Origin of the sequence: Duganella dendranthematis, assembly GCF_012849375.1 — a bacterium.
Lineage (GTDB): Bacteria > Pseudomonadota > Gammaproteobacteria > Burkholderiales > Burkholderiaceae_D > Rugamonas > Rugamonas dendranthematis.
The window spans coordinates 5,645,339-5,671,624 of the sequence record NZ_CP051684.1; the positions used below are offsets into that span (position 1 = coordinate 5,645,339).

The following is a 26,286-nucleotide window of genomic DNA, read 5'->3' on the forward strand; positions in this document are numbered from 1 at the left end:
ATATTGGACCTTGGGCCAACGCCCGCGCGGCGTCTACGGCGGCGGGCCGGCGCGCAGGCGGTCGACCAGCCGCACCAGGGCCGTCACCGAGCGCACTTGCATTTTCGTCATGACGCGGGCGCGGTGCACCTTGACGGTCTTTTCCACGGTGCCGAGTTGCGCCGCGATCTGCTTGTTGAGCAGCCCTTCAATGACCAGGTTCATCACCTCGACCTCGCGCGGTGTCAGGCTGTGCAGGCGCTCGTTGAGTTCGGCGCGTTCGGCGTCGTCGGCGCGCAGCTGGCGGTTGCGCTGCAAGGCCTGTTCGATGGCGGCGATCAGCCGGCTGTCGTCGACCGGCTTGGTCAGGAAGTCGGCGGCGCCCAGCTTCATCGCGCGGATGCCGCTGTCCAGATCGCCGTGCCCGGTCAGGAATATGATCAGCAGCAGGCTGGCGCGCTGCGCCAGTGCCTGTTGGAGGGCCAGGCCGTTCATCTCCGGCATCGACATGTCAAGCACCAGGCAGCCCTCGGCGCCAGCATTGCCGCTGTCAAGGAAGGCTTGCGCCGTTTGGTAGGGCTGCACCGTGTAGCCAGCCGCCGTCAGCAGCCGCGTCAGGCTTTTCAGCACGGCCGGCTGGTCGTCGACCAGAAACACGTTTGCGTCCGTGCTCATGCGGGGTGTGCTTTCGCCTGCGGCAGGCGCAGGTGGACGCTGGCGCCAACGTCGGGGTTGTTCTCGGCCCACAGCTGGCCGTCGTGGGCGGCGACGATGTTGCGACAGATCGATAAACCCAGCCCCATGCCGCGCTCCTTGGTAGTGTAGAACGGATCGAAGATGTGGCTCAGGTCGGCGGCCGGAATGCCGGCGCCGCGGTCGACCACACTCAGCTGCACGGCCTCGCCCTCGGCGCCGATTGTGGCGCAGCGCACCACAATCACGGCGTTGTCGGGTGCTGCGCCGGCCATGGCGTCGCAGGCGTTCATCAGCAGGTTGATCAGCACCTGCTGCAGTTGCACGGCGTCGGCGCTGGCGATCACCGGGGTGGCCGACAGCTCGGTGTGCACGGCGATGCCGTGGTTGATCAGGTCATTGCGCAGCAGGCGGATGACGTCGCGCGTCAGCTGATTCAGGTCGACCAGCGTGCGCGGCGTGCCGCCCTTGTCGAACAGGCGTCGCAGACGCTGGATCACCTCGCCGGCGCGGCGGTCTTCGTCGACGATGTCGCGCAGGATCTCGTCGATTTCGGCCAGGTCCGGTGGTTGCCGTTCGAGGAAGCGGCGCGCCGCCTGGGCGTTGCTGAGGATGGCCGTCAAGGGCTGGTTCAGCTCGTGCGCAAGCGCGCCAGACAGTTCGCCGAGCACCGCCAGGCGCCCCAGGTGGGTCACTTCTTTCTGCTTTTGCTGTGCATCGAGCTCGGCAAGCTTGCGGGCGGTGATGTCGAGCGAGACGCCGCGCACCAGCGCCGGCCGGCCGTCGGCACCGGTTTCCACACTGCCGTGCGAGCCGATCCAGCGCAAGGCGCCGTCGGGCCGCGTGATGCGGTATTCCATCTCGTAGCGCGGTACGCCGAGCTCGGCATTATCGAGCGTGCGCTGGACAGCGGCGCGGTCGTCCGCATGCACACGCGCCAGCAGATCGGCCAGTGCCACCGGCTGGCCGGCGCTGAAACCGAACAGGGATCGCCACTGTTCGGAGAGCCATATCTGCTGCCGTGTCAGATCCCGGATCCAGATGCCGAGATGGGCGGCGTCGGCTGCCAGCAATAGCCGCTGTTCGCTTTCCTGCGAAGCGGCACGGGCTTCGCGCACGCTGGCGCCGGCATTACGCAGCGCTTGCCCCAGTTCATTGGCTTCCTTGAAGTGTAGCGGCGGGATGGCCGGAGCGTCGCCGTTGCCGATGGCCTGCGCCGGCGGAATCAGCGCCTGTACCGAGCGTGTGATGCGGCGGCCGACCAGCGCAGCCAGCGTCAGGCCGGCCGCCAGCGCCGCCAACGTGGCAACCGCCAGCCAGGCCGTGTTGGCGCGCAGGCCGGCGGTCAGCTCGTCGCGCGGGATGCCGAGAAAGACGGTCCAGCCGCTCAGCGGCGAACGGCTGAACACGACGAAGACGTCGATGCCGTCCAGCGTGGTGCTATCGAAGCCGCCTTCGGTGGCGACGGCAGCGAGCCGTAGCTGCGCGTCGCTGAGCCGCTGGCCGACATATTTTTCGATCTCGTGGGAGCGCGTGACCACGCGGCCGCTGGCGTCCAGCACGCTGGCGCGCCAGGTTGGGGGCAACTGCTGTTCGACCAGCACGTGGGCCAGTTGCGCCGAGGTGGCGGTGGCGTTCAGCGTCATGACGATGCGGCCGTCGCGCCACACCGGCACGCCGACCGTGTAGATCAGTTGCCGGTTGAGCGGCCCCATAAACAAGTCCGACACGCCCGGCTTGCCGCTGGCGAGGATGCGGCGCAGCAGCGGCGTGCTGCTGAGCGTCGGCAGCGGCTGGCCGTACGGCAGGCGGGTGGTCATCAACATCTTGCCGCTGGCGTCGAGCACCAGGATACTGTCGGCATGCATGCTGGCGAGCACTGTGGTGGCGCGCGAATGAAAGCCTTGCAGGTCGCCGCTCAGCAGCATGCGCGAAGTGCCGAGCGCGCCTAGCGCGGTGGTGGCGGTGCCAAAGTCATGGTCCACCGCAGTGATGGCGGCGCGCGCGCGACCGATGGTGTTGCTGATCAGCTGAGCGCGTTCCTTGTGGTAGAAGCTGAGGATGAGCGCGGCCGCCACGGCCGAGACTGGCAGGATGCAAGCGATGACCAGGGCCGTGAGACTGGTGTTGACGCTTGGCGCCTGCTTCCAGTTTCGCAAAAATGAGAGACCCATGTGAGCGCGACGGCCGGTGAAGGCAGCCATGGCGAGTGATGATCGATTGTAACCACAACGCTCGCCGGCAAGGGGAAGAAGGATGCTTTATTTGCTACTAGTAGCCTGCGGACAACAATCGCGCCGGCATGGCGCTCAGATCGTCTTGCGCATCTTCGCCAGCGGCACCTGCACGCCGCCGGGTAGCGTGATGTCGATCGGCGCGACGATCTCGAAGCCGCAGGCCTGATACAACGGTACGCCGGGCATGGTGGCGGCCAGTTCCAGCGTGGTGAAGCCACCGGCCGCTGCAGCATCGGTGCAGTGCTGCAACAGCATGCGGCCCAGGCCTTGCCGCGCCGCCGATGGCTCGACAAAGAAGGCGCGGATGCGGGCTGCTTCGGTGGCCGGGTCCAGCAGTGGATCGGCGCCTTGCTTGGTGCGGTCGGCGCCGAACAGGGTGCTGCGCTTGCTCCAGCCGCCGCAAGCGGCTAGCTGGTCATCTTTTTCGATGATGAAGTAGGTCTGGTCCGCCACCAGTTGCGTGTCCACACCGAATACGTAGCGCGTAACGGCTTGCGCCTGCTCTGGCGTGTAGAAGCCGGCGCTCAGCGCAATGCCGGAGCGCGCAATCAGCGCTTCCATGGCCGGAATGTCGGCCGGCGTGGCGTGGCGGACCCGGATCGTCATTTACGGCGCGGCGGCGTCAGGATCGACGGCAGGGCCTTGGCCAGGGTCTCCGGGTAGTCGCGGCTGAAGTGCAGGCCACGGCTTTCCCGCCGCAACAAGGCGCTGTTGACGATCAGGCTCGCCACCTCGACCAGGTTGCGCAGCTCCAGCAGGTCATGCGTGACGCGGAAGTTGCGGTAGTACTCGTCGATTTCTTCCTTCAGCAGCGCCAGGCGGTGCTGCGCGCGTTCCAGGCGTTTGCTGGTGCGGACGATGCCGACGTAGTTCCACATGAAGCGGCGCAGTTCATCCCAGTTGTGCGAGATGACCACTTCCTCGTCGGCGTCGCCGACCCGGCTTTCGTCCCAATCCGGCAGGTAGGGTACTTCGCCTTTTTCCTTGGACGTGATGTCCATCGCGCAGGCGCGGCCGATCACCACGCATTCCAGCAGCGAATTGCTGGCCAGGCGGTTGGCGCCGTGCAGGCCGGTGCAGGCGGTTTCGCCGACCGCGTACAGGCCGGGCAGGTCGGTACGGCCGTGCATGTCGGTGACCACGCCGCCGCAGGTATAGTGCGCGGCCGGCACCACGGGAATCGGCTGCTTGGTGATGTCGATGCCCAGTTCCATGCAACGCGCGTAAATGGTCGGGAAGTGCTCGATCAGGAACTCGGCCGGCTTGTGGCTGATGTCCAGATGAACGTAATCCAGGCCGCGCTTCTTGATCTCGAAGTCGATGGCGCGCGCCACCACGTCGCGCGGCGCCAGTTCGGCGCGTTCGTCGTGGGCCAGCATGAAACGCTGGCCGGCGGCGGCGCCGGCTTCCGGCGGCAGCTTCAGCAAGCCGCCTTCGCCGCGTATCGCTTCGGTAATCAGGAAGGACTTGGCGTACGGGTGATACAGGCAGGTCGGATGGAACTGGATGAATTCCATGTTCGACACCCGGCAACCGGCGCGCCATGCCATGGCGATGCCGTCGCCGCTGGCGGTGTCTGGATTGGTGGTGTACAGGTACACTTTGCCGGCTCCACCGGTACACATCACCGTGTGTTCTGCTGCAAAGGTGTGCACTTGACCGGTACGCTCGTCCTGCACGTACAGGCCGTAGCACTTCGGTTGCGAACCTTTTTTGTTGGCGTCGACCTTGTCGGAGGTGATCAGGTCAATCGCGCAGTGGTGCTCGAACAGCGTGATATTCGGATGCGCGCGGACTTTTTCTTCCAGCGTGGTTTGCACCGCATTGCCGGTGGCGTCGGCGGCGTGGATGATGCGGCGCTGACTATGGCCGCCTTCGCGGGTCAGGTGGAAGCCCATTTCCGCCGACTCGTCGCGGGTAAACGGCACGCCCTGGTCGATCAGCCATTCGATCGCTTCACGGCCGTGTTCGACGATGTAGCGCGTGGCGCCTTCGTCGCACAGGCCGCCGCCGGCGATCAGGGTGTCATCAATGTGCTGGGTGTGGCTGTCGCCAGAGTCCAGTACGGCGGCAATGCCGCCCTGGGCCCAGTTGCTGGCGCCGTCCCGCAGGGCACGTTTGGAAATAATCGCTACAGTGCGCGTTTCGGCCAGGTGCAGGGCGACCGACAGGCCTGCCAATCCGCTACCGACAATTGCAACATCAAATTTCATGGTTACATTATTACGTGAAGGTAAATGAACCATGACTATAGTCTATTTGTCATAGGAGCGTCACAAAAGCCCTTTTTGATGAGTGGATTGCGTGCTGGTTGTGGGTGGTCAAAACGGCGTTTTGCAGTGTTCCTCATCATGAAAGCTCCGTCGGGGAGTCTATCGTGATCAGGATCTTTCATCATTATGTATCCAGGGTAGCGTTCATGCTGCTGTTGCTGGAACTATCCATATTGCTGGCGGCGGGCATCGCCAGTTCGCCGCTGTGGCTGTCTGACCCGGGGCAACGGTATATGCCTGCGCTGGCGTTTGCGTTGATCATGGTATTCAGCATGGGCACGCTAGGCATGTATCAGCATGACCAGTCACGCGAGGACATCAAAAGCATCGTCTTGCGCATCATGCCGTCGCTGGCTTTGGGATTTGGCTTGATGCAACTGCTGGCGGCGCTGTTGCCGGAAATGCAGCTGGGGCGGCTGGGCAGCATGGTGTTCCTGCTGGGTGGCGGCGCGGTGCTGCTGGCCCGGCTGGTGGTGTTCACCTCGGCACAGTCGAGCATGCTGGAGCGGCGGCTGATCATCGTCGGCGACGGCGCGATTGCGCGCGAGTGTCTGGCGCTGGCGGCCAGCAGCGCCGGATTTCATCCGTTCCGGGTGGTGGGCTTTGTGCCGGTGCAAGGCGAGATGCGCGCGGTGCCGTCGGCCATGCTGCTACCGGCCGACTTGCCGTTGCTGACGCTGGCGCGGCGTTATGCCGCCGATGAAATCGTCGTCACGGTGGGCGACCGGCGCAACGGCGCATTCCCGGTGCGCCAGTTGCTTGAATGCGCACTGGGCGGCGTGCCTGTAACCGATGCCGCGACGTTCTTCGAACGCGAAGCGTGCCAGATCCGCGTCGATTCGCTGCAACCGAGTTAGAGGAATTCGCGCTTCACCTTGAGGATTTCAATCATTTCCAGCACGCCGCGGCTGGCCGCGTACACGGTGCCGGACCACGACCACGCGCGCGGATCGCCTTCGTCGCCATACTCGGCCACGCGCGACAGGTCGACCGAGCCGACCAGATCGGCCACATCGGCGGTATTCGGGTCATGCGGCGCGTAGGTGCCGATCGCGCTGCGGCCGGCCTCGGAGATGAAGATGCGCTCGACCGGCATGCGCAGGAAATCGCCGCCCAACTCATGTTCCAGCCGCATGCGGCAATACGGACATAGTTCGCCGACCACGTCGACGCCGTAACTGTCGCGGAAGCCGGCGCGTAGCGTGTGCGGCACCAGATGCAGCGGCGATTCATGCACCGGACAGCCGGCGATGCCGTACATGGCGCCGACGTCGGTGTAACTGTATTCCTCCAAGCCGCGCTTGAGGCGGATCACCAGCGTTGATTTGCCGCCAGAGGGCGGCCCCAGCAACAACAGCAAGCGCCGTCCTACCTCGGACCCGGCCGCCGCCGCCTTGAAATAATCGGCAACGCGGGCGAGGGCGTCGTCGATGCCAAACAACTCGTCGGCGAACAGCGAACAGCGCAGCTTGCCGTCATCGCCTTGCTTGCCGCTCCAGCGCAGCATGTCCCAGATATATTGATGTGACGAGCGGGCCATCTGGACCGGCGCCAGCGGCAGCACCTGCTCCATGAACTCGGCAAAACTGCCGCGCCAATGGCCGGCGCGGTGCTGCTGCGTGAAGGCACGCAACTGGCCGCGAAATGCCTCGTGGGTTTGTGTGTGTTCCATCGTCGCCTGTCCTCCGCAATTTGGGAGTATCGGCGCTCGGGCCGTGGCTCAGATGATCTGCCTCAAACGAAAAAAGGGAACTTTTACGCGACGCGGTCCCACGGCGGCGTGCCGGCCAGCTCCTGCACCAGAAAGTCGATCATCACGCGCACCTTGGCGCTCAGATGGCGGCGGCTGGGGTAGATCGCCAGCACGTCCATGTCCGGCATATGGTAATCGGGCAGCACGCGTTGCAGACGACCGGCGCGCAGGTCGGCGCCGACCAGGAAAGTCGGCTGCCAGATGACGCCGAGTCCGCCCAGCGCGGCGGCGCGGGCCGTATCACCGTTATTGGTGTGCATCACGCAAGGCATCTTGACCGTGTGGGTCTGGCCGTTGGCGTCCAGCATCGGCCATTCGTCGGCGCTGGCGGCGTAGCTGTAGCCGATGCCGTCATGCTGTAATAGCTCGGCCGGGGTCTGTGGCATGCCGCGCTGCTGAATGTAGTCGGGCGACGCGCACAGCACATTCTGCGAGGTTGCCAGCTTTCGGGCGACGTTGGCAGTGGAGCCGGCGCGCGAAATGCGCACCGCCATGTCGTAGCCTTCCTCGACAATATCGACCACGCGGTCGATCAGCAACACGTCCAGCCGCACCTCGGGATACAACCGCATGAACTTGGCCCACAGCGGTGCCAGGTGCAGCACGCCAAAACTCAGCGGTGCGTTGATGCGCAGCACGCCATGCGGCTGCAAGGTGGCGGAGGAGACGATGGCTTCGGCTTCGGCCACATCGTCCAGGATCGACTTGGCGCGCTCCAACAGCGCCTCGCCGCTGGCGGTCAGCGACATCTTGCGCGAGCTGCGGTTCAGCAGCCGGGTTTGCAGATGGGCTTCCAGATCGCTGATGTAACGGGTGACATTGGCCGGTGAGGTATCCAGCGCCTCGGCCGCGCGGGCAAAGCCGTCGCGCTTGACGACCTCCACAAATACTTCCAGTGCGCGCAGTCGATCCATGCCTCACTCCAAAAGAAAAAAGCCGCGGCACCGGAAGGTGGGCGGCTCGGTCATTGATGGCACGACGGCTTAGTGCGCGACGTAATTGGCGGTGGCGGCTTCCTTGATCACGCGGCCGGCGCTCAGCGCCGGGCCGGTGCTACCAACGCGCGGCGTATTGCTGGCTTCGTGCGACATGCCTACCAGGCCGACGGCGGCCTGGGCATCGCCAGCGCTGGCGGCGCGCTCAAACAGCTGCATTGCTTCGCGGCGCTTGTCCGGATTGGCCAGATAGCGCAGGGCCAGTTCACGCTGGGCAACTGGCGAACCTTGATCGGCCCATTCTTGCAGGCGACGCTCGGCAGCTGGCTGGCCGCCAGGGCTCAGTTGCATGGCAGCCGCTTCAATCACCGTCGACGATGGAATTGCATCCTCCTGAGCCTGGCAGGCGATCAAAGCGCCAACGGTGACCAGCACCGCAGAAACCAACACACCAGACTTGTTGAATAATTCCATACTTTAGATCCTTGTTGTGAAGCCGTCGCATCCATTGCAAGCAGAAACTCGACGCATTGCACCATTATACTTGCGTTTGGGCAAATTGTCGATTACATAATAACTTGCAAAATAAAATAACCGCACCCGAATTCTACAAAGTTGTTGTAAGTCACGGCGCACGCTCTGCAAGTGATGGCGATATTAGCATGAAGATTTTCTGCAACCCGCCTGCACATGGCAAACGGGGGTAACAATTGTAACCATTCGTTAATGGCATAAAAGTTACGTGCAGGTAGCATCCTGCTGTGCAGTGCAGCATTAACGTGTCTTCACAAATAGTGAATGCGGAGCGAGGTCAGATGCCCGGCGGAGCGTGGCGTTTCAGCCAGTCATCGGCTTCGCGCAGCACCAGCTGATACTCGGATTCCAGCGTCGCGAACAAGGGGGGATCTGGTCGGTCTGACGTTCGACGATGGCCTGTTCCAGCTTGAGCGAGGCCGCCACCAGCCGTTTGGCGCCCAGTGCGCCGATCGAACCGCGCAGGCCGTGGAAGATCTTGCCGGCCTCGACCAGGCGAGCCTCGCGCAGGGCGGCGCCGGCCTGCGCCATCGGCGTCATGCGTGGCGCACAGGCGTCCCGAACGATCTTGGCGACGATGGCCAGCGCTTTATCGTCATTTCCCATGTACTTCAACAAGGTATCGACCGTGAAAATGTTCAGTTCAGGTTGCGATGGCGTGGCGTCACTCATGCACTGCTCCAGAATAGGTTGTTTTTATCCCATCATACGCCGCGTTTGCCGCCGGTCCCATTACTGTTGTCCGTCGTGAAATTGCTGTGACAAGGTTTGCAACGGCGGGCTGGCCACTTTTGGGGGAGGCACGCTGGCAGGCGGCGTCACCCGCACGGGTTTGCCACCGGTGCTGGTCGAATGTAACACCGTGCCCGGCGTCTCCGGCGCGGCGTTCCACACCGGCGCTTCCAGGCCTTCAAACACACTCTTCAGCTGGTCGCCCCATGTGCGGCGGATCATCTGGAAATACTCGTTGCGGTCATCAATTGTTACAAAATGGGTGACGGCCAGCTGGTTGTCTTCATACACCAGCAAATCAAGGGGCAGGCCGACCGAGACGTTGGACCGTAACGTGGAGTCCATGGAAATCAGCGCGCACTTGGCGGCATCGTCCAGCGAGGTGGCCGGCGTCACCACGCGATCGATGATGGGCTTGCCGTATTTGGCTTCGCCGATCTGGAAATAGGTGTTCTCGTCGTGCGCTTCGATGAAGTTTCCGGCCGAGTAAATCTGGAACAGCCTGCAGCGTTCGCCCTTGACCTGCCCGCCGAAAATGATGCTGACATTGAACTCAATGCCGAAGTCCGCCAGCGTCCTGGCATCGCGCTCATGCACCTGGCGCACCGCCTGGCCGAGAATGCGCGCGGCATCATACACGCTCGGCGCGGTCCAGATGGTGTGGCCGGCATCGTCCATCAGCTCCGACACCAGCTGGCGGATCGATTGCGATATCGACAAATTACCGGCGGTCATCATCACCATCATGCGGTCGCCGGGAATCTCAAACACGGTCTGCTTACGGAACGTGCCGACCTGGTCCACGCCCGCATTGGTACGTGAATCTGATAAAAACACCAGCCCGGCATTCAGGCGCATGCCCACACAATAAGTCATCGTTGCAAAGTATTGATTTGAAGTATCGTTATTTTACACCGCTCATTGCGGCACAATCTGTACGTCCACGCTCAAAGACTCGGTACCGCCGCCGCGTCGCACGCCGCGCACCGGGGCGGCGCTGTCGTAATCGCGGCCGGTGGCCAGACGGCAATACGCGTCCGTCATCAGCCGCGCATGGGTGACGTCGATGCTGACCCAGCCGCTGTGATCCTTGTCGTCGGCCCAGGCGTCGACCCAGGCATGGCTGGCGGCGTGGCCGGTATTGCCGGGGTCGATGTAGCCGGATACATAGCGCGCCGGAATGCCGTGCGCATGGCAGCAGGCCAGGAACAGGTGGGCATGGTCCTGGCACACGCCCTGACCGAGGGCGAGGGCGTCGCTGGCGGTGGTAGAGACCGCGGTCGCACCGCTTTGATACCGGACCGCACCAAAGATGTGCTCCGCAAGGCACATCAGGTCGCGCGTCATGGCCCTGCCGTCAGGCAAGCACGACGCCGCTAGCTCCAGGATGCCGGGCGTGGCGGCCGTCAGCCGGGTCGGCACGGTGAAAATCAGCGGCGACAGCGCGTCGGCGACGATGCGGCCGCGATCCGGCACCGTGGTTTCCACCACGCCGCTGGCGACGATCGACAGCGCCTGGTGCGGGGTATCCATCGTCATCATGTGCGACAGGTTGCCGTAGGCGTCGGTGTAGCGGTGCATATGGCCCGGCGCCGCCAGGTTCCAGGCCAGCACGTGCTGCTGCGGCTCCACCCGCGGGGTCAGGTGCAGCTGCTGGATGGTGTAAGCCAGCGGCAAGGTATAGGTGTAACGCGTTTCGTGCCGGATGGACAGTCGCATTGAGTGGCCTTTCGCTTATGCCGCAAGCGGCACCAGGAAATCGCGGCTGACGCGATTGCCCAGTTCGTAGATGTTGGCCAGGAAGCGGGTCAGCGTGTCATGCAAGCCGTCCGCCAGGATATCGTCGATTTTGCCGAATTGCAGCTCAGCGCGCAGGCGGCCGGCGAAGCGTTCGGTATCGGCCGAGACGTCGTTGCGCACCTCGTGCAGGTTTTGTACCACTTCATCCATGCAGGCCAGCAGCGAGCGCGGCATGTCGCCGCGCAAGATCAGTAACTCGGCGATGCGCGCCGGGGTGATGACGTCGCGATACACCTTGCGGTAGATCTCGAAGCCGGAGACCGAACGCAGCATCGCGCCCCAGTAATAGAAATCGCGCTGGCTCATGCTTTCCGCGCTGTCGGTGGCGCCGCCGTGGTATTTCACGTCCAGAATGCGGGCGGTGTTGTCGGCGCGTTCCAGAAACGTGCCCAGACGGATGAAATGGACCGCCTCGTCGCGCAACATGGTGCCCAGTGTGACGCCGCGCGACAGGTGGGAGCGGTACTTGACCCATTCAAAGAACTTGCTGGGATCGGTTTCCAGCAGGTCGCTTTGCAGGCGGCGCTGCATGTCCAGCCAGGTTTGGTTCTGGATTTCCCACACTTCCGTGGTCAGCGTGCCGCGCACGGCGCGGGCATTTTCGCGCGCTTGCGTGAGGCAGGCCACAATCGACGAGCTGTTGTCGGGATCGCGCACCATGAAGTCGATGACTTCGCGGCCCTCCAGCGACTGGTATTTCTGATTGAATGCCTTTTGCAGCTCGGAGATGCCGAGCAGGGCGCGCCAGCCCTGGGCATTTTCCTCGTCGGACTGCGGCAGCATCGAGGTTTGTACGTTGACGTCCAGCATGCGCGCGGTGTTTTCGGCGCGCTCGGTGTAGCGGGCCATCCAGAACAAGTGGTCAGCGGTTCGGCTCAGCATGCTTATTTCTCCAAAATCCAGGTGTCCTTGGTGCCGCCGCCTTGCGACGAATTCACCACCAGTGAGCCTTCCTGCAAGGCCACACGCGTCAGGCCGCCGGGCACCATCGAGATGGTTTTGCCGGATAGCACAAATGGCCGCAAATCGATGTGGCGCGGGGCGATGCCACTTTCCACATAGGTCGGGCAGGCGGACAGGGCCAGCGTCGGCTGGGCGATGTAGCCGTCCGGCCTGGCGATCAGGCGTTGGCGGAAGTCTTCGATCTGCGCCTTGGTCGAGGCCGGCCCGACCAGCATGCCGTAGCCGCCGGCGCCGTGCACTTCCTTGACCACTAGCTCGGGCAGGTTGGCCAGCGTGTAGGCGAGATCTTCCTTCTTGCGGCATTGGTAGGTCGGCACGTTGTTTAGCACCGGTTCTTCCGACAGGTAGAACTTGATCATGTCCGGCACATACGGATAGATCGACTTGTCGTCGGCCACGCCGGTGCCGATGGCGTTGGCCAGCGTTACGCGGCCGGCGCGGTAGACCGACAGCAATCCCGGCACGCCCAGCGAGGAATCCGGCCGGAACGCCAGCGGATCGAGGAAATCGTCGTCCAGCCGGCGGTAGATCACGTCCACCCGCTTCGGCCCGCGCGTGGTGCGCATGAACACGGTGTTGTCGCTGACAAACAAATCCGTGCCCTCAACCAGCTCCACGCCCATTTGTTGCGCTAGAAAAGCGTGCTCGAAGTAAGCCGAGTTGTACATGCCCGGCGTCATCACCACCACGGTGGGGTCATTGATGCCCATCGGCGCCACCGAGCGCAGATTGTCCAGCAGCATGTCGGGATAATGGTCAACCGGGGCGATCTTGTTGCGGGCGAACAGTTCCGGGAACAACCGCATCATCATCTTGCGGTCTTCCAGCATATAAGAGACGCCGGACGGCACCCGCAGATTATCCTCCAGCACGTAAAACTCGCCCTGGCCGGCGCGCACGATATCGACGCCGGCGATGTGGGCGTAGATGTCGGATACCACGTTAATGCCTTGCATCTCCGGGCGGTACTGGGCGTTCTGGTATATTTGCTCGGCGGGAATAATTCCGGCCTTGATGATGTTCTGATCGTGATAAATATCGTGGATGAACATATTTAGCGCCTTGACGCGCTGCACCAGGCCGGTCTGCAACTGCTTCCACTCGGCGGCGGGGATAATGCGGGGGATGGTATCGAACGGAATCAAGCGCTCGGTGCCGGCATCGTCGCCATACACGGCGAAGGTGATGCCGACGCGGCGGAAGGTGAGGTCGGCCTCAGCGCGCTTGCGTTCGATGGTATCGGCGGATTGGCGCTGCAGCCAGCCGCAGAATTCGCGGTAGTGTTCACGCACCTCAGCGCTGGCATTGTGCGCCAGGCCGTCAGCTGTCATTTCATTGAAGAATTTTGGCATATCGGACATTCCCTGTTTGGCACGTTTATTCTTCTATCAAGAAACGTGCCAAGGGGAATGCCCGCTTTTGGTGCAAGCGCCCGGGGTGGGCGCCGTCAATCAACGATCAGATATTGCCGCTGCCGGAGCCGATGCTGCCGCCGCGATTGCTGTAAGTCGGATCGATGTAGCCCGGATCACTTTGCAGGCTGGCGCTGCCGCTGCCCATCACGCTGCCGGTCGAGGTCACGCCGCCGGGAACATTTTGCTGGGTACCGTAGAAGCTGTGCAGCTGGGTGTTGAACTCGGTGCTGGCCATGTCGGGCCAATTGTCCTGGTCAAAGCCCGGGGCGTTTTTCAGATGGTCTTTCGACACGTCCAGCAGGAAGCGCTTGTTTTCGGTGTCCAGTTGCAGCGCCTGCCATGGCACGGCGAACAGCTTGTCGCCCATGCCCAGCCAGCCGCCGAACGACAGCACAGCGTAAGCCACCTGGCCGCTGCGAATGTCCAGCATGATTTCCTTGATGTCGCCCAGGTCTTCGTCCTGGCGGTTGTACACATCTTCACCTATGAGCGTGTCGGCGCCCATCAGGCGAGGGCCTGGGCCGGTTGCGTCGTCGCTGCGATAAATGCCGTAGGTGTCGCGGTCTAGATAGCTCATGATGGTCTCCAAAGGTTGGTAAGGTCCCGCGTCTAACGATGCGGTGACAGGCATCATCATGCTGCTTGCCCGACAGTTGAGGTATCGGTGCGCGTGCAGTGTCGCTGTAGGACAGGGATTAGTTCTTGAAGAACCAAAGTGCTACACTACCGCCCTCGCAAATTGGAAGACTCCGCATGACTGCTCCCGAACTCCGCGCCCGCGCGCTGCAATGCCTGACCGAGTCCGATCCGAGGGCCAAGGTGGCGGCGGTATACGCCTTGTCGACGGCATCGGAGCAGGGCGCTTGCCTGCCGGACCCGTTGGCGGAGCTGAGCTCGTCGGCGGAGATTCCCGGCCGGCCCGGGCGGCCGGACCTGGTGCCGCCACTGCAAGTGGGGCGTCGCGCGATGAATACGCCGGAAGGCCGCGCCATGCTGATCCACGCGCTGGCGCATATCGAATTCAATGCCATCAATCTGGCCCTGGACGCGATCTGGCGCTTTGCCGGCATGCCGGCCGCTTACTACACTGATTGGTTGCAGGTGGCCAAGGAAGAGGCCTACCATTTTTCGCTGCTGGAAGAACATCTGCAGCGGCTGGGCTATGGCTACGGCCAGTTCCTGGCCCACGACAGCCTGTGGGAAATGGTCGCCAGGACCAGCGACGACGTGCTGGCGCGCATGGCGCTGGTGCCCCGCACGCTGGAGGCGCGCGGTCTCGACGCCAATCCGCCGCTGCGCGCCAAGCTGGCCCAGGCCGGCGACAAGGAAGCCGCCGCCATTCTCGACATCATCCTGCGCGACGAAATCGGTCACGTGGAAATCGGTAATAGCTGGTATGGCTACCTGTGCCGCCTGCGCGGGCTGGAATTGATCCCGACCTACGCAGCGCTGGCAGCGCAATACAAAGCGCCAACGCCGCGCGGCCCGTTCAATCTGGAAGCGCGGCGCCAGGCGGGCTTTACCGAGGCCGAGTTACAATTACTGATACAGCCGCCCAGCTAATCCTAGGCTTCCACCGGGCTAGGTTGGACGGCCATGCGACGGCGCTGCTCAGTGTCGGCCGCCGCGTTAAGGTCGGGCGGGAAGTCGTCCACATGCACCGACAGGTCGGTATAGCGGGCAAAGTCCGACATGGCGCGGCGTTCTTCCGGCGTCATCAGGCCTTGGGAGGCGGCGTTGGTGATCCAGTGTTCCATCTCCGGCAGGCTTTGCGGTATCGGCGGCAGCGTGCCGGCTTTGATGGCTGGCTTCAGACGGTGCTCGATGCCGTCCACCATGCTCAGCAGGCCGAACGCTAGTTCGCCGCAGGCGACCGGATCGCGCAGGTCGTCGGCCAGGAAGGTGTCGGCCAGCAGCCGTTCGCGGGAATCGCCGTGGGTCTGCATGGCGGTCGCGACTTCCGCGCCGATGCGGTCGGACGGTGCCGCATATGGCAGGCCGAACGGGAACACCAGCAGCCGCGCCAGCCACGCCGCCGGGCGGCTCGGGAAGTTGTCCAGCACGCCAACCAGCGCGATTTGCGCCTTGTCGAGCGCATCCTGAATCGACCAGTGGGCGTACGGGGCATCGGCTTCCTGATGGCCTTCATCCTCGTAGCGTTTCAGCGTGGCGCTGATCAGGTACAGCATGGACAGCACATCGCCCAGCCGCGACGAGATGCGTTCGCGCCGTTTCAGGTCGCCGCCCAGCGTGAACATCGACAAATCGGTCATCAGCGCAAATGCGGTGGACAGGCGGCCAACGGCGCGGTAATAGCGGCCCATCTCGCTTGAGGCGCGGCGCGGCACGGGTGCGGTCACGGCGCCGGTCAGGCTGTACCACAGCGAACGGAAGGCATTGCCGATGGTGAAGCGCATGTGGCCGAAGAAGGCGGCGTCGAAATCGATCAGCCCCTGGCGCTGGTCAGCGTCGGCGGTGGAGCGCATTTCCTTCAGCACGTAAGGATGGGAGCGAATCGCGCCCTGGCCGAAGATGATCAGGCAACGCGTGAGAATATTGGCGCCTTCCACGGTGATGGCAATCGGAATCTGCTGATACGCCCGCGCCAGGAAATTGGACGGTCCCATGCAAATACCTTTGCCGCCCAGGATATCCATGCCATCGTTGACCACCGCGCGGCCGCGCTCGGTCACATGGTATTTGGCGATGGCCGAGATGACCGCCGGCTTTTCACCCAGATCGACGGCCAGCGCAGACAGCTTGCGTGCCGCATCCATCATATAAAGATTGGCGCCCATGCGCGCCAGCGCTTCCTGCACACCTTCAAATTTACCAATGGCAGTATTGAATTGGCGGCGGATTGCGCAATACGCGCTGGTGCCGCGTACCGCCAGCTTGGCCGTGCCGACACTGGCCGAGGGCAGCGAAATGGCGCGGCCTGCGGCCAGGCATTCCATCAACATGCGCCAGCCTTTGCCGATTTGCTGCGGCCCGCCGATGACCCACTCCATCGGAATAAACACGTCCTTGCCGCTGGTCGGGCCGTTCTGGAACACCGCGTTCAGCGGCCAGTGCCGGCGGCCGATTACCACACCGGGATGCGTAGTCGGAATCAGCGCGCAGGTAATGCCGGGTTTGGCGTCCGGCGGTAGCAACTTGTCCGGATCGGTGACACGGAAGGCCAGGCCGAGCAGCGTGGCGATCGGTCCCAGCGTGATGTAGCGCTTGTTCCAGGTGATGCGCAGGCCCAGCACCTCGCGGCCCTCATGGTGGCCCATGCAGACCACGCCAGTGTCCGGAATGGCGGCGGCGTCCGAACCAGCATACGGGCTGGTCAACGCGAAGCAGGGGATCTCCTCCCCCTTGGCCAGACGTGGCAAGTAGTAATCCTTTTGCTGGTCGGTGCCGTAATGCAGCAGCAGTTCGGCCGGGCCCAGCGAATTGGGCACCATCACCTGCACCGCCAGCGCCGATGCGCGGGTTGACAGCATCATCACCACCTGCGAATGCATATAGGCCGAAAACGCCTTGCCGCCGTAGTGCTTGGGAATGATCATGCCGAGGAAGCCCTTGTCGCGGGCGAACTGCCAGGCCGGCGCCGGCAGGCCTTGCCAGACCTGGGTGGCTTCCCAGTCATCCACCATCTCGCACAACTGGCGCACTTCATTATTCAGGAAAGCCTGTTCTTCGGCGGTGAGGGTGGGGCGCTTGAGCTCCATGAACTTGTTCCAGTCTGGACGGCCGGAGAACAGGTCGGCGTCCCACCAGGTGGTGCCGGCTTCCAGCGCGTCGCGCTCGGTGTCGGACATCGGCGGCAGGATGCGCTTGAACAGCGCGTAAATGCGCGGCGTAATCAGGCTGCGCCGCAGCGGCGTATAAGCAAGCAGTACAACAATGGCGGCGATGATGACCGCAGCTATCCATAGCATCATGGTGATCTCCTCTAGTTAGGCGGAAGATAACCCAGCGAATCGCGCATTACTGTACGGTTGCGCTCATACAGGCTGTCATAAAAGTGTAATCCGGGGGCCATGCTGGCGATGTTCAGCTGTCCTCGATTGCGCCGACCGGTTTCGATACCAGCGGCGTGCAGGTGTATGTCGACCGCGACCCAACCTACCGTTGATTTCAGCCATTCCTAATCTTCAGCGAAGACAATCTTAAAAATGCGTATCCTGATTGTTGAAGATGAAACGAAAACCGGCGACTACCTGCGTAAAGGGCTGCTGGAAGCCGGCTTCCAGGCCGATCTGGCCCGTACTGGGCCGGGCGGCCTTGACCTGGCGCTGCACGAAGACTACGCCCTGATCGTGCTGGATGTGATGTTGCCCGGTCTCGACGGCTGGAGCGTGCTGCGCCGACTGCGTGAACGCAAGCAGACGCCGGTGCTGATGCTAACCGCGCGCGATGAGGTGGCCGACCGCGTGCGCGGCCTTGAGCTGGGCGCCGACGATTACCTGATCAAGCCGTTCGCCTTCGCCGAACTGCTGGCGCGGCTGCGGACCTTGCTGCGGCGCGCGCCGCCACGCCCCCGCGACACGTTGAATGTGGCTGACCTGTGCATTGAAGTGCAGCGCCGCCGCGTTTCGCGTGGTGACGTGCGGATCGACCTGACGGTGCAGGATTTCGCCTTGTTGCACCTGCTGGCCGAGCGTGAAGGCGATGTGCTGTCGCGCTCCTTGATCGCTTCCCACGTGTGGGACATGAACTTTGAATCCGATACCAACGTGGTCGATGTCGCCATCCGGCGGCTGCGCGCCAAGATCGACGATCCCTATCCGGTCAAGCTGGTGCACACAGTGCGCGGCATGGGTTACGTGCTGGAGGCGCGGGCGTGAATCCGGTGGCCAGCATCCGCTCTGGTTCCATTGCATTCCGCCTGACCTTGCTGTTTTCACTGGTGGCCATGCTGACCTTTACCGCCGTTGGCACCTATCTGTACCAATTGCTGGTACAAAAAATCGAGCTGCGCGACGACGACCGTCTGGTCGATAAAGTGGTGCTGGCGCGCACCTTGCTATCGGACTTTCCCTCGCTGGACGCCCTGTCCAAATCGCCGGCGCCGTTCAAACACGCCGTGCACGGCAGCGACGGCCTGACGTTACGCCTGATCGGGCCGGACGGCCGCCTGTTGCTGCAAGCGCCGGCGCGCGCCAACGCGCCACCCCTGGCTCCGCTGCACAATGTGGTGCCGATCACGCGTACGCCGGTAGCCGACGACGTCCACAAACAATCGTGGGCGCCTGACGAATTGCGGGTACTGAACGCCGAAGGCATGCTGGGCGACACCGCCGGCACGCCGGTGCAGATCGCCATTTCACGGCCGCGCTCGCGGCATTCCGAATTCCTGCGGCACTACCTGCTGAACCTGTCCTGTGCGGTGGCCTTCGGCGCCACGCTGGTGGCGGTGTTCGGCTTCCTGATCGTCCGGCGTGGCATGCAGCCGCTGCATCTGGTGATCAGCCAGGCCAACAACATCAGCACGCACCGGTTGAACACCCGCCTGTCGGTCGAGCGCGGACCGGCCGAGCTGCGCGAGCTGGCCGCCGCCTTCAACGCCATGCTGGACCGGCTGGAAGACGGCGTGCAGCGCCTGTCGGGCTTCGCCGCCGACCTCGCGCACGACATGCGTACACCAGTCAACACGCTGATGGTGGAAACCCAGGTGGCGTTGTCGCAGCCGCGCAGCAACGAGGAATATCAGGCCATGGCGGCCTCCAACCTGGAGGAATACGAGCATCTGGCGCACATGATCGAGAACACGCTGTTCCTGGCGCGGGTCGACAACGCCCAGCTGGCGATCGCCCGCGCGATGCTGGATGCGCGGGCCGAATTGCGCCGCGTCTGCAATTATTTTTCCGGTCTGGCGGAGGAGGCCGGCGTTACACTGGAGATCCGTGAGATTGCCAGCGCGGCCCATCTATACGCGGACGCCACCTTGCTGCGGCGCGCGCTCGGCAACCTCCTGTCCAACGCGATTACGCACACGCCACCCGGCGGGCGCATCACGCTGGCGATGCAGGCCAGTCTGCAAGGCCTGCAAATCGATGTCACCAACACTGGCGAGGGCATCGCCGCCGAGCACATGCCGCATATCTTCGAGCGCTATTATCGCGCCGACTATGCTCGCGCCAGCAGCGCCTCGACCGGACTGGGCCTCGCGATTGTGCGCGCCATCATGCAGTTGCATGGCGGCGATGTCAGCGTGGCCAGCGTGCCGGGCGCGCGGACCACGTTCAGTTTGCAGTTTCTAGCGTTGAATTGACGGGCGTTCGATGCCGGTGGTAGCGAAACGTTCGCGGTAGACTTTCGGCGCAATCCCCAGCTTCTTCATGAAGACGCGGCGCATATGGGCCTCATCGCTAAAGCAGGCGCGCGAGGCCACGGTTTTCAATGCCAGATCAAGGTCGGCCAGCAATTGCGTGGCGCGTTCGAAGCGGCACATCTCGATGAATTCCTGCGTGCTCAAGCCCACTTCCTGCTGGAATACGCGGGCGAAGTGGCGCTCGCTCATCATGGCTTTTTGCGCCAGCTGCGACACCGACAGGCGTTCGTGCAGGTTGTCCAGTATCCAGTTTTGCAGTTCGCGGATGTTGGGGCGGGTGGTGCGTTCGCTCAACAGATGCGAGCTGAATTGCGACTGGCCGCCCGGCCGTTTCAGGTAGACCACCATTTCGGTCGCCACTTCCAGCGCCAGGTCGCGGCCGTAGTCTTCTTCCACCAGCGCCAGCGCGAGGTCGATGCCGGCCGTAACGCCAGCCGAGGTCCATACATTATCTGAGCGGATGAAAATGGCGTCGGCGTCGACTTCAATTGCCGGATAGGCCGCCTTCAAACGATCGGCCACGCTCCAGTGGGTGGTGGCGCGCTTGCCGTCCAGCACGCCGGCCGCCGCCAGGAAGAAGGCGCCCGAGCACAGCGCGGCCAGGCGCGGAATGCGCGCCGCGACCGCTGCAACCCATTCGGTGATGGCGGCGCTGTCCACCAGCGCTTGCTGGATATGACGCGCGCCGACAATGATGGCGTTGTCCGGCAGCGCCAGCGGACTGAGCGCCTTGGTCGCTTCCAGCGCCATCAACGTATCGGAACGCACCATGCCGGTCTTGTGGGAAGCGATGCGGACATCGTAGCCGGGCGCTTTGCCGCGCCGTTGCAAATGCAGGTTGGCGTATTCAAAGACCGACATCGGGCCGATCGCCTCCATCGCTTTAAAGCCCGGGTAGACCACGATATCGACCGTGATCGACGGCTGGGACGAAGATAAGTTCATAGGGCAGTGAGAAAAATCCGGTCATTATTGTACCAATTCCTGCCATTCTCATGCGGAGTCGGCCACGCGCGCGGCGACCGCCTGCACAATACTGCCATCTTTTAACGGGAGCACGCATGAAAACCAAAGCAGCAGTTGCATGGCGCGCCGGCGCGCCGCTGACCATCGAAGAAGTTGACCTGGCCGGCCCGCGCGCGGGCGAGGTGCTGGTCGAGCTGAAAGCCACCGGCATTTGCCATACCGATTACTACACCCTGTCCGGCGCCGATCCGGAAGGGATTTTCCCCGCCATCCTGGGCCATGAAGGCGCCGGCGTGGTGGTGGACGTCGGCCCCGGCGTGACCACGCTGAAAAAAGACGACCACGTCATTCCGCTGTACACGCCGGAATGCCGCCAGTGCAAATTCTGCCTGTCGCGCAAGACCAACCTGTGCCAGGCAATCCGCTCGACCCAGGGCCGCGGCCTGATGCCGGACGCCACCAGCCGCTTCTCACTGGACGGCAAACCGCTGTTCCATTATATGGGCACGTCCACTTTCTCCAACTACATCGTGGTGCCGGAGATTGCACTGGCCAAGATCCGCGCGGATGCGCCGTTCGATAAAGTGTGCTACATCGGTTGCGGCGTGACCACCGGCGTTGGTGCGGTACTGTTCTCGGCTAAGGTCGAGGCGGGCGCCAATGTGGTGGTGTTCGGCCTGGGCGGCATTGGTTTGAATGTGATTCAGGCCGCCAAAATGGTTGGCGCGGACAAGATTATCGGCGTCGATATTAATCCGGCCCGCCAGGAAATGGCGCGCAAGTTCGGCATGACCCATTTCATCAACCCGAACGAGGCCGAGAACGTGGTCGACCAGATCGTTCAGCTGACCGATGGCGGCGCCGACTATAGCTTCGAGTGCGTCGGCAACACCACGCTGATGCGTCAGGCATTGGAGTGCACGCACAAGGGCTGGGGCCAGTCGTTCATCATCGGCGTGGCGGCGGCGGGGCAGGAGATTTCGACCCGTCCATTCCAGCTGGTGACCGGCCGCGAATGGAAAGGGTCAGCCTTCGGCGGCGCCCGCGGCCGTACCGACGTGCCGAAGATTGTCGACTGGTACATGGAAGGCAAACTCAACATCGACGACCTGATCACCCACCGCCTGCCGCTGGAACGCATCAACGAAGGCTTTGATCTGATGAAGAGCGGCGAGTCGATTCGTTCGGTGGTGCTGTACTAATTTACGTCACGCGTTACGTTTTTTTTGGTCCGGGCCTGGGCCAGCCTGAGTTGTTCGCGCAAGTCATGGTTTTCCTGCGTGAGCCGTTCGACGGTTCGCTGGGCCCGGTCGAGTTCCGCCAGCAGGCGGCGCGGCGAGCCGTCGTCCGGCGATTCCTGTAACGCGTTACGGGAATTGGCGATGGCGGCCTTCTCTTCGCGCTTGCGGTCACGGTAGGCTTTTTGGCGTTCGGCGCTGCTCATGGCATGTCCGGTGACCGGACGGCCACGTTTTTTGTTTTCTATCATCTGAGTTGATCAGTTAAATAAAGTAACGCGTAACGGTAATTCTACCTGATATAAACGCGCTGCTTGAACGCATCGTTTTTAACTTTGGGGTAAGGTATGGATACCATCCAAATTGGGAGCGTTCCATGACTACCGCCTTGCCGTTCGTTCATTCCTACCTGTTTGTTCCCGCCAACCGCCCAGAGCGATTTTCCAAGGCCGTGGCGTCCGGCGCCAATGCCGTCATCATCGATCTGGAAGATGCCGTCGGCGCCGACGACAAGACGGCCGGCCGCAACAGCCTGACCAACTGGCTCGACAGCGAGGAAGCGCGCGCGAACCGGGTGCCCATCCTGGTCAAAGTCAACTGCGTTAATTCGGGCTGTTTTGGCGAGGATTTGCGGGTGTGCCGCCGTCCCGACATCGCCGGCATCGTGCTGCCGAAGGCCGAGCGTGCCGACGATATCGCCAGCGCCTCGGCCGGCGCGCCGGTTTATCCGCTGGTTGAGACGGCACTTGGATTTTCGCGCATCGCCGAACTGGCCAAGGCGCCGCGGGTCCAGCGGTTGCTATTCGGCGCCATCGACTTCAAGCACGACATGGGCATTGACGGTGACGAGGACGAGCTGCTGTTCTTTCGTTCGCAAGTCGTGCTCGCTTCCAGGATCGCTGGACTCTTGAGCCCGGTGGATGGCGTCACTACCGACATCGACGACCTGGAAAAGATTGCGCGCGACGCGGCCTACACCAAGCGCCTCGGCTTCGGCGGCAAACTCTGCATTCACCCCAACCAGGTGCCGATTATCAATCGCACTTTCGTGCCCTCCGAAAACGAACTGCGCTGGGCCAACCGGGTGCTGGAAGCCGCCGAGCGCGCGCGGGGCGGCGCGGTAGCCTTGGATGGCCGCCTGATCGACCGGCCCATGGTACTCACGGCACAGCGCATCATAGAAGACGCCCGCCGGCGCAATGCGCCTTGAACGGCGCAGGCCGCAGCTCAGCAGCTTAATTGTACGCTCGCAGGACGTCAGCCCAGATACAATAGCTGACTAACAATACTGAAGAGCATCATGGACTATAACGAGGCCGGGCTGGGATTTCTCAGTGGGGGCGGCAACGCGGCGCGACAAATCGCTGAAACAGACTGGACGGGGCATGGGATGGGACCTGTCAGCGCGTGGCCATCGGCGTTCCGGACCGCGCTCAGCATGGTGTTGAATTCCGGCTTTCCTTCCTATGTAATCTGGGGACCGGAGTTTTTCGTATTTTATAACGATGCTTATGTGCCGATCCTGGGCAATAAGCAAGCGATCGGGCAGGGGTGGCGCCTGGCCGATCTCTGGGCCGAGGTCGGCGATGAGGCGGTCGACATCGCCAGGACTGCATACCGCGGGTCGACCACCTTCGCCAAGGATCGCGCCTTTACGCTGGAGCGCTACGGCCAGCCGCAATTGGCTTACTTCACGTTTTCACTGAGTCCGATCCGGGATGACGGCGGCGCCGTGATCGGCGCGCTGTGCATTATCGCGGAGACCACCGAGAGCGTGGTCAGTACCGCCAAACTGCGCCAGAGCGAAGACCGGTTGCAGCTGTCGCTGGATGCATCGGGCAACATCGGCACCTGGTCGTGGTACCCGGAAACGAATGCCACATACGTCGATGAACGCTTCGCCCGCCTGTTCCAGGTGGACGCTGCGTTGGCGCAAAGCGGCACCGCCCTGGAACGCTTCACCAATATGATCCACCCGGATGACCGCGCGCGCGTGCTCGACGCCATTAGCAATTCCATCACCACGGGCGAGCTGTACGAGGCGGACTATCGGATACCGCAGCTTTCGGGGAAAGACATCTGGGTCACTGCCAAAGGGCGGTTATTCGACGATGAACAGGGCGGCGCCAAACGCTTTGCCGGGGTGGCCGTCGACATCACCGAGCGTCGAAAAAAAGAGGACGAGCGCGCCCGGCTGGCCAAAGACCTGCAGGCCGCGCACCGCCGTCAAAGCGAATTCCTGGCGACGCTGGCGCATGAACTCAGAAATCCGCTGGCGCCGATTCGCAGCGCGCTGGATTTGATGCGCATCGGCCAGCCCGACAGTCAGGCCACCGACCGCTTGCGCGGCATGATGGAGCGACAGGTCAGTCAACTGGCGCACCTGATCGATGACCTGATGGACCTGGCCCGCATCAACAACGGCAAAGTCGAACTTCGCCTTGAGCCCCAGGACGTGGGCGATGCGATCCGGGCAGCCATTGAGACCAGCATGCCCCATATCGATCGGGCGGGGCAGCAGCTAAGCACCGCCATTCCTGTCGAGGCGCTAGTGGTGCAAGGCGACCGGCTGCGCCTGGCCCAGGTATTTGGCAATATCCTGGCCAATGCGGCGAAATATACCCCTGCCGGCGGCCAAATCGGCATCGCGGCCTGGCGCGACGGCGATCAGGCGGTGATCGAGATTAAGGACAACGGCATGGGCATTCCGGCGGAATCGCTGTCGGACGTCTTTGAAATGTTTAGTCAGGTCCGCACCGACATCGCCCAGGGTGGCCTGGGCATCGGCCTGTCACTGGTGAAGAGGATCGTCGAGCTGCACCACGGCACAGTTGCCGCAGCCAGCGGCGGAATAGGACAGGGCGCTTCATTCTACGTCCGGCTGCCATTGACAGCTGTGGCAGCAGACACGATTGACACAGCGGAAGAAGTCTCGTCCATAACGCCAGGCGCGGCGTCGTACCGCATCCTGGTTGCCGACGACAATGTCGACGCCGCCGAAACGCTGGGGTCGGTGCTAACGTTTCATGGACATCAAGTCGGCATTGCCGCCGATGGCGAACAGGCGATCGCGGTTGCCCAGCAGCTCGTGCCGGATTTCGCGTTTCTCGACATCGGCATGCCGGGCAAAGATGGCCATGCCGTAGCAAAGGAGATACGCGCATCGGCGACACTCAAGCACACCGTGTTGGTCGCGGTCACCGGCTGGGGAACGGCGGCCGACCGTGCGCTGTCCAAGGAGGCCGGCTTCGATTATCACTTGACCAAGCCGGTTTCGATCACCGACATCGCCAAGATTCTTCAAAAGGAACTGATCGGCTAGGTCGCCGACTGCCAGCGTCCGCTGAAGTATTTATTAGTTTTACTAATAAAGACATGTCGATTAGAGCGGGTTATCAATTCAAATGAACGGACGTACCCTGTAGCTATCGCAAAGACAGGGAGAACGGCATGCAGCAACGGCAACTGGGTAACAGCGGACTCAACGTCTCCGCCATCGGCTATGGATGCATGGGACTGTCATTTGGTTACGGTCCGGCAGCGGACCGCCAGGACGCCATCAACGTGATCCGCGCCGCAGTGGAGAAAGGTGTCACCCTTTTCGACACGGCCGAAGCCTATGGCGCCAACGAAGAACTGGTCGGCGAGGCGTTGGCGCCGTTCCGCGATCAGGTCGTCATCGCCACCAAATTCGGCTTTCGTAACGGCAAGCCAAGCGACGGCCTCGACAGCCGGCCGGAGCGTATTCGCGCCGTCGTCGAGCAATCGCTGCAGCGCCTGCGTGTTGACGCCATTGACCTGCTTTACCAGCATCGTCCCGACCCGAACGTGCCGATCGAAGAGGTAGCCGGCGCTGTGCGTGACTTAATTCGCGAGGGGAAAGTCAAACATTTCGGGCTGTCCGAAGCGGGCGTGCAAACTATCCGTCGTGCCCACGCCGTGCAACCGGTCGCCGCGCTGCAAAGTGAATATTCGCTGTGGTGGCGCGAGCCGGAGGAGGCCATCCTGCCCGTGCTGGAAGAACTCGGCATCGGATTCGTGCCGTTTAGTCCGCTCGGAAAGGGCTTCCTGACCGGCGGCATTTCCGCCTCCACGACGTTCGACGCCAGCGATTTTCGCAACACGGTCCCCCGCTTCACAGCCGAGGCGCGCACAGCCAATGAAGCGTTGGTGGAACGAATCAAGGCCATTGCACACACTCGCCAACTGAAGCCGGCGCAGGTCGCATTGGCTTGGCTACTGGCGCAAAGGCCATGGATCGTGCCCATACCGGGCACCACCAAGATCAACCGCCTGACGGAAAACCTGGGGGCGGCGCCGGTGGTGCTCACAGCTGCGGAACTGAACACGATCCAGACTGCGCTCGCGCAAATCGCCATCCACGGCGAGCGCTATGCGCCAGCTTCACAAAAAATGATTGATCGTTAAGCACACAAACCAAAG

Annotated in this window: 24 protein-coding genes; 8 read left to right on the forward strand and 16 right to left on the reverse strand. The window is 62.8% G+C overall.

What is annotated here, in order from left to right:
- Nucleotides 1-33: 33 nt before the first annotated feature.
- From HH213_RS25840 to nadB, 4 genes are all read right to left on the reverse strand, one after another.
- Complete coding sequence (locus HH213_RS25840) at nucleotides 34-654, reverse strand: response regulator transcription factor (protein ID WP_169114158.1); 621 nt, start codon at nucleotides 652-654, stop codon at nucleotides 34-36.
- Nucleotides 651-2,846, reverse strand: a complete 2,196-nt coding sequence (locus HH213_RS25845; RefSeq protein ID WP_169114159.1) for a sensor histidine kinase — start codon at nucleotides 2,844-2,846, stop codon at nucleotides 651-653. Before HH213_RS25845 ends, HH213_RS25840 begins: the two co-directional genes overlap by 4 nt.
- 135 nt (nucleotides 2,847-2,981) lie before the next feature.
- Nucleotides 2,982-3,515 (reverse strand): GNAT family N-acetyltransferase, encoded by a 534-nt coding sequence (locus HH213_RS25850; protein ID WP_169114160.1) that lies wholly within the window; start codon nucleotides 3,513-3,515, stop codon nucleotides 2,982-2,984.
- Nucleotides 3,512-5,122: an L-aspartate oxidase gene (nadB, locus tag HH213_RS25855; protein ID WP_169114161.1), complete on the reverse strand. Its 1,611-nt coding sequence runs from the start codon at nucleotides 5,120-5,122 to the stop codon at nucleotides 3,512-3,514. The genes HH213_RS25850 and nadB overlap by 4 nt, the downstream gene beginning before the upstream one ends.
- A 206-nt stretch (nucleotides 5,123-5,328) precedes the next feature.
- On the opposite strand from nadB, the gene HH213_RS25860 reads away from it, so the two are divergent.
- Nucleotides 5,329-6,039 (forward strand): nucleoside-diphosphate sugar epimerase/dehydratase, encoded by a 711-nt coding sequence (locus HH213_RS25860; protein WP_174864434.1) that lies wholly within the window; start codon nucleotides 5,329-5,331, stop codon nucleotides 6,037-6,039.
- Here the strand turns inward: HH213_RS25860 and HH213_RS25865 are convergent.
- The 9 genes from HH213_RS25865 to HH213_RS25905 form a co-directional block, all read right to left on the reverse strand.
- On the reverse strand, nucleotides 6,036-6,854 hold the full coding sequence (locus HH213_RS25865) for a P-loop NTPase family protein (RefSeq protein ID WP_229263165.1): 819 nt from the start codon (nucleotides 6,852-6,854) through the stop codon (nucleotides 6,036-6,038). The genes HH213_RS25860 and HH213_RS25865 overlap by 4 nt on opposite strands.
- A gap of 83 nt (nucleotides 6,855-6,937) precedes the next feature.
- Complete coding sequence (locus HH213_RS25870) at nucleotides 6,938-7,849, reverse strand: LysR family transcriptional regulator (RefSeq protein ID WP_169114162.1); 912 nt, start codon at nucleotides 7,847-7,849, stop codon at nucleotides 6,938-6,940.
- 69 nt (nucleotides 7,850-7,918) lie between these two features.
- Nucleotides 7,919-8,344, reverse strand: a complete 426-nt coding sequence (locus HH213_RS25875) for a hypothetical protein (protein WP_110847931.1) — start codon at nucleotides 8,342-8,344, stop codon at nucleotides 7,919-7,921.
- A gap of 363 nt (nucleotides 8,345-8,707) precedes the next feature.
- Complete coding sequence (locus tag HH213_RS25880; RefSeq protein WP_229263166.1) at nucleotides 8,708-9,076, reverse strand: Hpt domain-containing protein; 369 nt, start codon at nucleotides 9,074-9,076, stop codon at nucleotides 8,708-8,710.
- Between the two features lie 60 nt (nucleotides 9,077-9,136).
- Nucleotides 9,137-10,012 (reverse strand): proteasome-type protease, encoded by an 876-nt coding sequence (locus HH213_RS25885; RefSeq protein ID WP_169114163.1) that lies wholly within the window; start codon nucleotides 10,010-10,012, stop codon nucleotides 9,137-9,139.
- 42 nt (nucleotides 10,013-10,054) lie between these two features.
- Nucleotides 10,055-10,855, reverse strand: coding sequence for a transglutaminase family protein (locus HH213_RS25890; RefSeq protein ID WP_169114164.1), 801 nt, complete (start codon nucleotides 10,853-10,855; stop codon nucleotides 10,055-10,057).
- Between the two features lie 15 nt (nucleotides 10,856-10,870).
- Nucleotides 10,871-11,818, reverse strand: a complete 948-nt coding sequence (locus HH213_RS25895; protein ID WP_110847935.1) for an alpha-E domain-containing protein — start codon at nucleotides 11,816-11,818, stop codon at nucleotides 10,871-10,873.
- A gap of 2 nt (nucleotides 11,819-11,820) precedes the next feature.
- Entirely contained in the window at nucleotides 11,821-13,251 is a 1,431-nt protein-coding gene (locus HH213_RS25900; RefSeq protein WP_110848097.1) for a circularly permuted type 2 ATP-grasp protein, read from the reverse strand.
- 106 nt (nucleotides 13,252-13,357) lie between these two features.
- The gene (locus HH213_RS25905) at nucleotides 13,358-13,891 is read right to left on the reverse strand and encodes a PRC-barrel domain-containing protein (RefSeq protein ID WP_169114165.1); all 534 of its coding nucleotides are present in this window, start codon (nucleotides 13,889-13,891) and stop codon (nucleotides 13,358-13,360) included.
- Nucleotides 13,892-14,067: 176 nt separating this feature from the next.
- Here HH213_RS25905 and HH213_RS25910 point away from each other — a divergent pair, with 176 nt between their 5' ends.
- The gene (locus tag HH213_RS25910) at nucleotides 14,068-14,877 is read left to right on the forward strand and encodes a ferritin-like domain-containing protein (protein ID WP_169114166.1); all 810 of its coding nucleotides are present in this window, start codon (nucleotides 14,068-14,070) and stop codon (nucleotides 14,875-14,877) included.
- A 2-nt stretch (nucleotides 14,878-14,879) separates the two neighbouring features.
- Here the strand turns inward: HH213_RS25910 and HH213_RS25915 are convergent, their stop codons facing one another.
- The gene (locus HH213_RS25915) at nucleotides 14,880-17,246 is read right to left on the reverse strand and encodes an acyl-CoA dehydrogenase (protein WP_169114167.1); all 2,367 of its coding nucleotides are present in this window, start codon (nucleotides 17,244-17,246) and stop codon (nucleotides 14,880-14,882) included.
- A 234-nt stretch (nucleotides 17,247-17,480) separates the two neighbouring features.
- Between HH213_RS25915 and HH213_RS25920 the strand changes: the two genes are divergently transcribed.
- Together HH213_RS25920 and HH213_RS25925 are read left to right on the forward strand one after the other, a co-directional pair.
- Nucleotides 17,481-18,152 (forward strand): heavy metal response regulator transcription factor, encoded by a 672-nt coding sequence (locus tag HH213_RS25920; RefSeq protein ID WP_110847939.1) that lies wholly within the window; start codon nucleotides 17,481-17,483, stop codon nucleotides 18,150-18,152.
- Nucleotides 18,149-19,579 (forward strand): heavy metal sensor histidine kinase, encoded by a 1,431-nt coding sequence (locus HH213_RS25925; RefSeq protein ID WP_229263167.1) that lies wholly within the window; start codon nucleotides 18,149-18,151, stop codon nucleotides 19,577-19,579. Before HH213_RS25920 ends, HH213_RS25925 begins: the two co-directional genes overlap by 4 nt.
- Here the strand turns inward: HH213_RS25925 and HH213_RS25930 are convergent.
- Nucleotides 19,565-20,584: a GlxA family transcriptional regulator gene (locus HH213_RS25930; protein WP_169114168.1), complete on the reverse strand. Its 1,020-nt coding sequence runs from the start codon at nucleotides 20,582-20,584 to the stop codon at nucleotides 19,565-19,567. The two genes, HH213_RS25925 and HH213_RS25930, sit on opposite strands and share 15 nt — an antisense overlap.
- Before the next feature lie 116 nt (nucleotides 20,585-20,700).
- Here HH213_RS25930 and HH213_RS25935 point away from each other — a divergent pair, with 116 nt between their 5' ends.
- Nucleotides 20,701-21,807, forward strand: a complete 1,107-nt coding sequence (locus HH213_RS25935; RefSeq protein ID WP_169114169.1) for an S-(hydroxymethyl)glutathione dehydrogenase/class III alcohol dehydrogenase — start codon at nucleotides 20,701-20,703, stop codon at nucleotides 21,805-21,807.
- On the opposite strand, the gene HH213_RS25940 is transcribed toward HH213_RS25935, so the two are convergent.
- The gene (locus tag HH213_RS25940; protein WP_169114170.1) at nucleotides 21,804-22,049 is read right to left on the reverse strand and encodes a hypothetical protein; all 246 of its coding nucleotides are present in this window, start codon (nucleotides 22,047-22,049) and stop codon (nucleotides 21,804-21,806) included. The two genes, HH213_RS25935 and HH213_RS25940, sit on opposite strands and share 4 nt — an antisense overlap.
- Before the next feature lie 170 nt (nucleotides 22,050-22,219).
- Between HH213_RS25940 and HH213_RS25945 the strand changes: the two genes are divergently transcribed.
- The 3 genes from HH213_RS25945 (at nucleotide 22,220) to HH213_RS25955 (ending at nucleotide 26,271) form a co-directional block, all read left to right on the forward strand.
- On the forward strand, nucleotides 22,220-23,053 hold the full coding sequence (locus HH213_RS25945) for an HpcH/HpaI aldolase/citrate lyase family protein (protein ID WP_110847943.1): 834 nt from the start codon (nucleotides 22,220-22,222) through the stop codon (nucleotides 23,051-23,053).
- Between the two features lie 90 nt (nucleotides 23,054-23,143).
- The gene (locus tag HH213_RS25950; protein WP_169114171.1) at nucleotides 23,144-25,165 is read left to right on the forward strand and encodes a PAS domain-containing hybrid sensor histidine kinase/response regulator; all 2,022 of its coding nucleotides are present in this window, start codon (nucleotides 23,144-23,146) and stop codon (nucleotides 25,163-25,165) included.
- A 128-nt stretch (nucleotides 25,166-25,293) separates the two neighbouring features.
- The gene (locus tag HH213_RS25955; protein WP_169114172.1) at nucleotides 25,294-26,271 is read left to right on the forward strand and encodes an aldo/keto reductase; all 978 of its coding nucleotides are present in this window, start codon (nucleotides 25,294-25,296) and stop codon (nucleotides 26,269-26,271) included.
- Nucleotides 26,272-26,286 lie beyond the last annotated feature (15 nt).

Excerpts from the sequence above, each read along its gene's own strand:
- HH213_RS25885 (WP_169114163.1), bottom strand. The coding sequence starts at position 10,012 with ATGACTTATTGTGTGGGCATGCGCCTGAATGCCGGGCTGGTGTTTTTA.
- HH213_RS25895 (WP_110847935.1), bottom strand. The coding sequence starts at position 11,818 with ATGCTGAGCCGAACCGCTGACCACTTGTTCTGGATGGCCCGCTACACC.
- HH213_RS25900 (WP_110848097.1), bottom strand. The coding sequence starts at position 13,251 with ATGCCAAAATTCTTCAATGAAATGACAGCTGACGGCCTGGCGCACAAT.
- HH213_RS25950 (WP_169114171.1), top strand. The coding sequence starts at position 23,144 with ATGGACTATAACGAGGCCGGGCTGGGATTTCTCAGTGGGGGCGGCAAC.
- HH213_RS25940 (WP_169114170.1), bottom strand. The coding sequence starts at position 22,049 with ATGAGCAGCGCCGAACGCCAAAAAGCCTACCGTGACCGCAAGCGCGAA.
- HH213_RS25865 (WP_229263165.1), bottom strand. The coding sequence starts at position 6,854 with ATGGAACACACACAAACCCACGAGGCATTTCGCGGCCAGTTGCGTGCC.
- HH213_RS25955 (WP_169114172.1), top strand. The coding sequence starts at position 25,294 with ATGCAGCAACGGCAACTGGGTAACAGCGGACTCAACGTCTCCGCCATC.
- HH213_RS25890 (WP_169114164.1), bottom strand. The coding sequence starts at position 10,855 with ATGCGACTGTCCATCCGGCACGAAACGCGTTACACCTATACCTTGCCG.
- HH213_RS25845 (WP_169114159.1), bottom strand. The coding sequence starts at position 2,846 with ATGGGTCTCTCATTTTTGCGAAACTGGAAGCAGGCGCCAAGCGTCAAC.
- HH213_RS25930 (WP_169114168.1), bottom strand. The coding sequence starts at position 20,584 with ATGAACTTATCTTCGTCCCAGCCGTCGATCACGGTCGATATCGTGGTC.
- HH213_RS25840 (WP_169114158.1), bottom strand. The coding sequence starts at position 654 with ATGAGCACGGACGCAAACGTGTTTCTGGTCGACGACCAGCCGGCCGTG.
- nadB (WP_169114161.1), bottom strand. The coding sequence starts at position 5,122 with ATGAAATTTGATGTTGCAATTGTCGGTAGCGGATTGGCAGGCCTGTCG.
- HH213_RS25860 (WP_174864434.1), top strand. The coding sequence starts at position 5,329 with ATGCTGCTGTTGCTGGAACTATCCATATTGCTGGCGGCGGGCATCGCC.
- HH213_RS25910 (WP_169114166.1), top strand. The coding sequence starts at position 14,068 with ATGACTGCTCCCGAACTCCGCGCCCGCGCGCTGCAATGCCTGACCGAG.
- HH213_RS25935 (WP_169114169.1), top strand. The coding sequence starts at position 20,701 with ATGAAAACCAAAGCAGCAGTTGCATGGCGCGCCGGCGCGCCGCTGACC.
- HH213_RS25875 (WP_110847931.1), bottom strand. The coding sequence starts at position 8,344 with ATGGAATTATTCAACAAGTCTGGTGTGTTGGTTTCTGCGGTGCTGGTC.
- HH213_RS25945 (WP_110847943.1), top strand. The coding sequence starts at position 22,220 with ATGACTACCGCCTTGCCGTTCGTTCATTCCTACCTGTTTGTTCCCGCC.
- HH213_RS25905 (WP_169114165.1), bottom strand. The coding sequence starts at position 13,891 with ATGAGCTATCTAGACCGCGACACCTACGGCATTTATCGCAGCGACGAC.
- HH213_RS25870 (WP_169114162.1), bottom strand. The coding sequence starts at position 7,849 with ATGGATCGACTGCGCGCACTGGAAGTATTTGTGGAGGTCGTCAAGCGC.
- HH213_RS25920 (WP_110847939.1), top strand. The coding sequence starts at position 17,481 with ATGCGTATCCTGATTGTTGAAGATGAAACGAAAACCGGCGACTACCTG.
- HH213_RS25915 (WP_169114167.1), bottom strand. The coding sequence starts at position 17,246 with ATGATGCTATGGATAGCTGCGGTCATCATCGCCGCCATTGTTGTACTG.
- HH213_RS25850 (WP_169114160.1), bottom strand. The coding sequence starts at position 3,515 with ATGACGATCCGGGTCCGCCACGCCACGCCGGCCGACATTCCGGCCATG.
- HH213_RS25880 (WP_229263166.1), bottom strand. The coding sequence starts at position 9,076 with ATGAGTGACGCCACGCCATCGCAACCTGAACTGAACATTTTCACGGTC.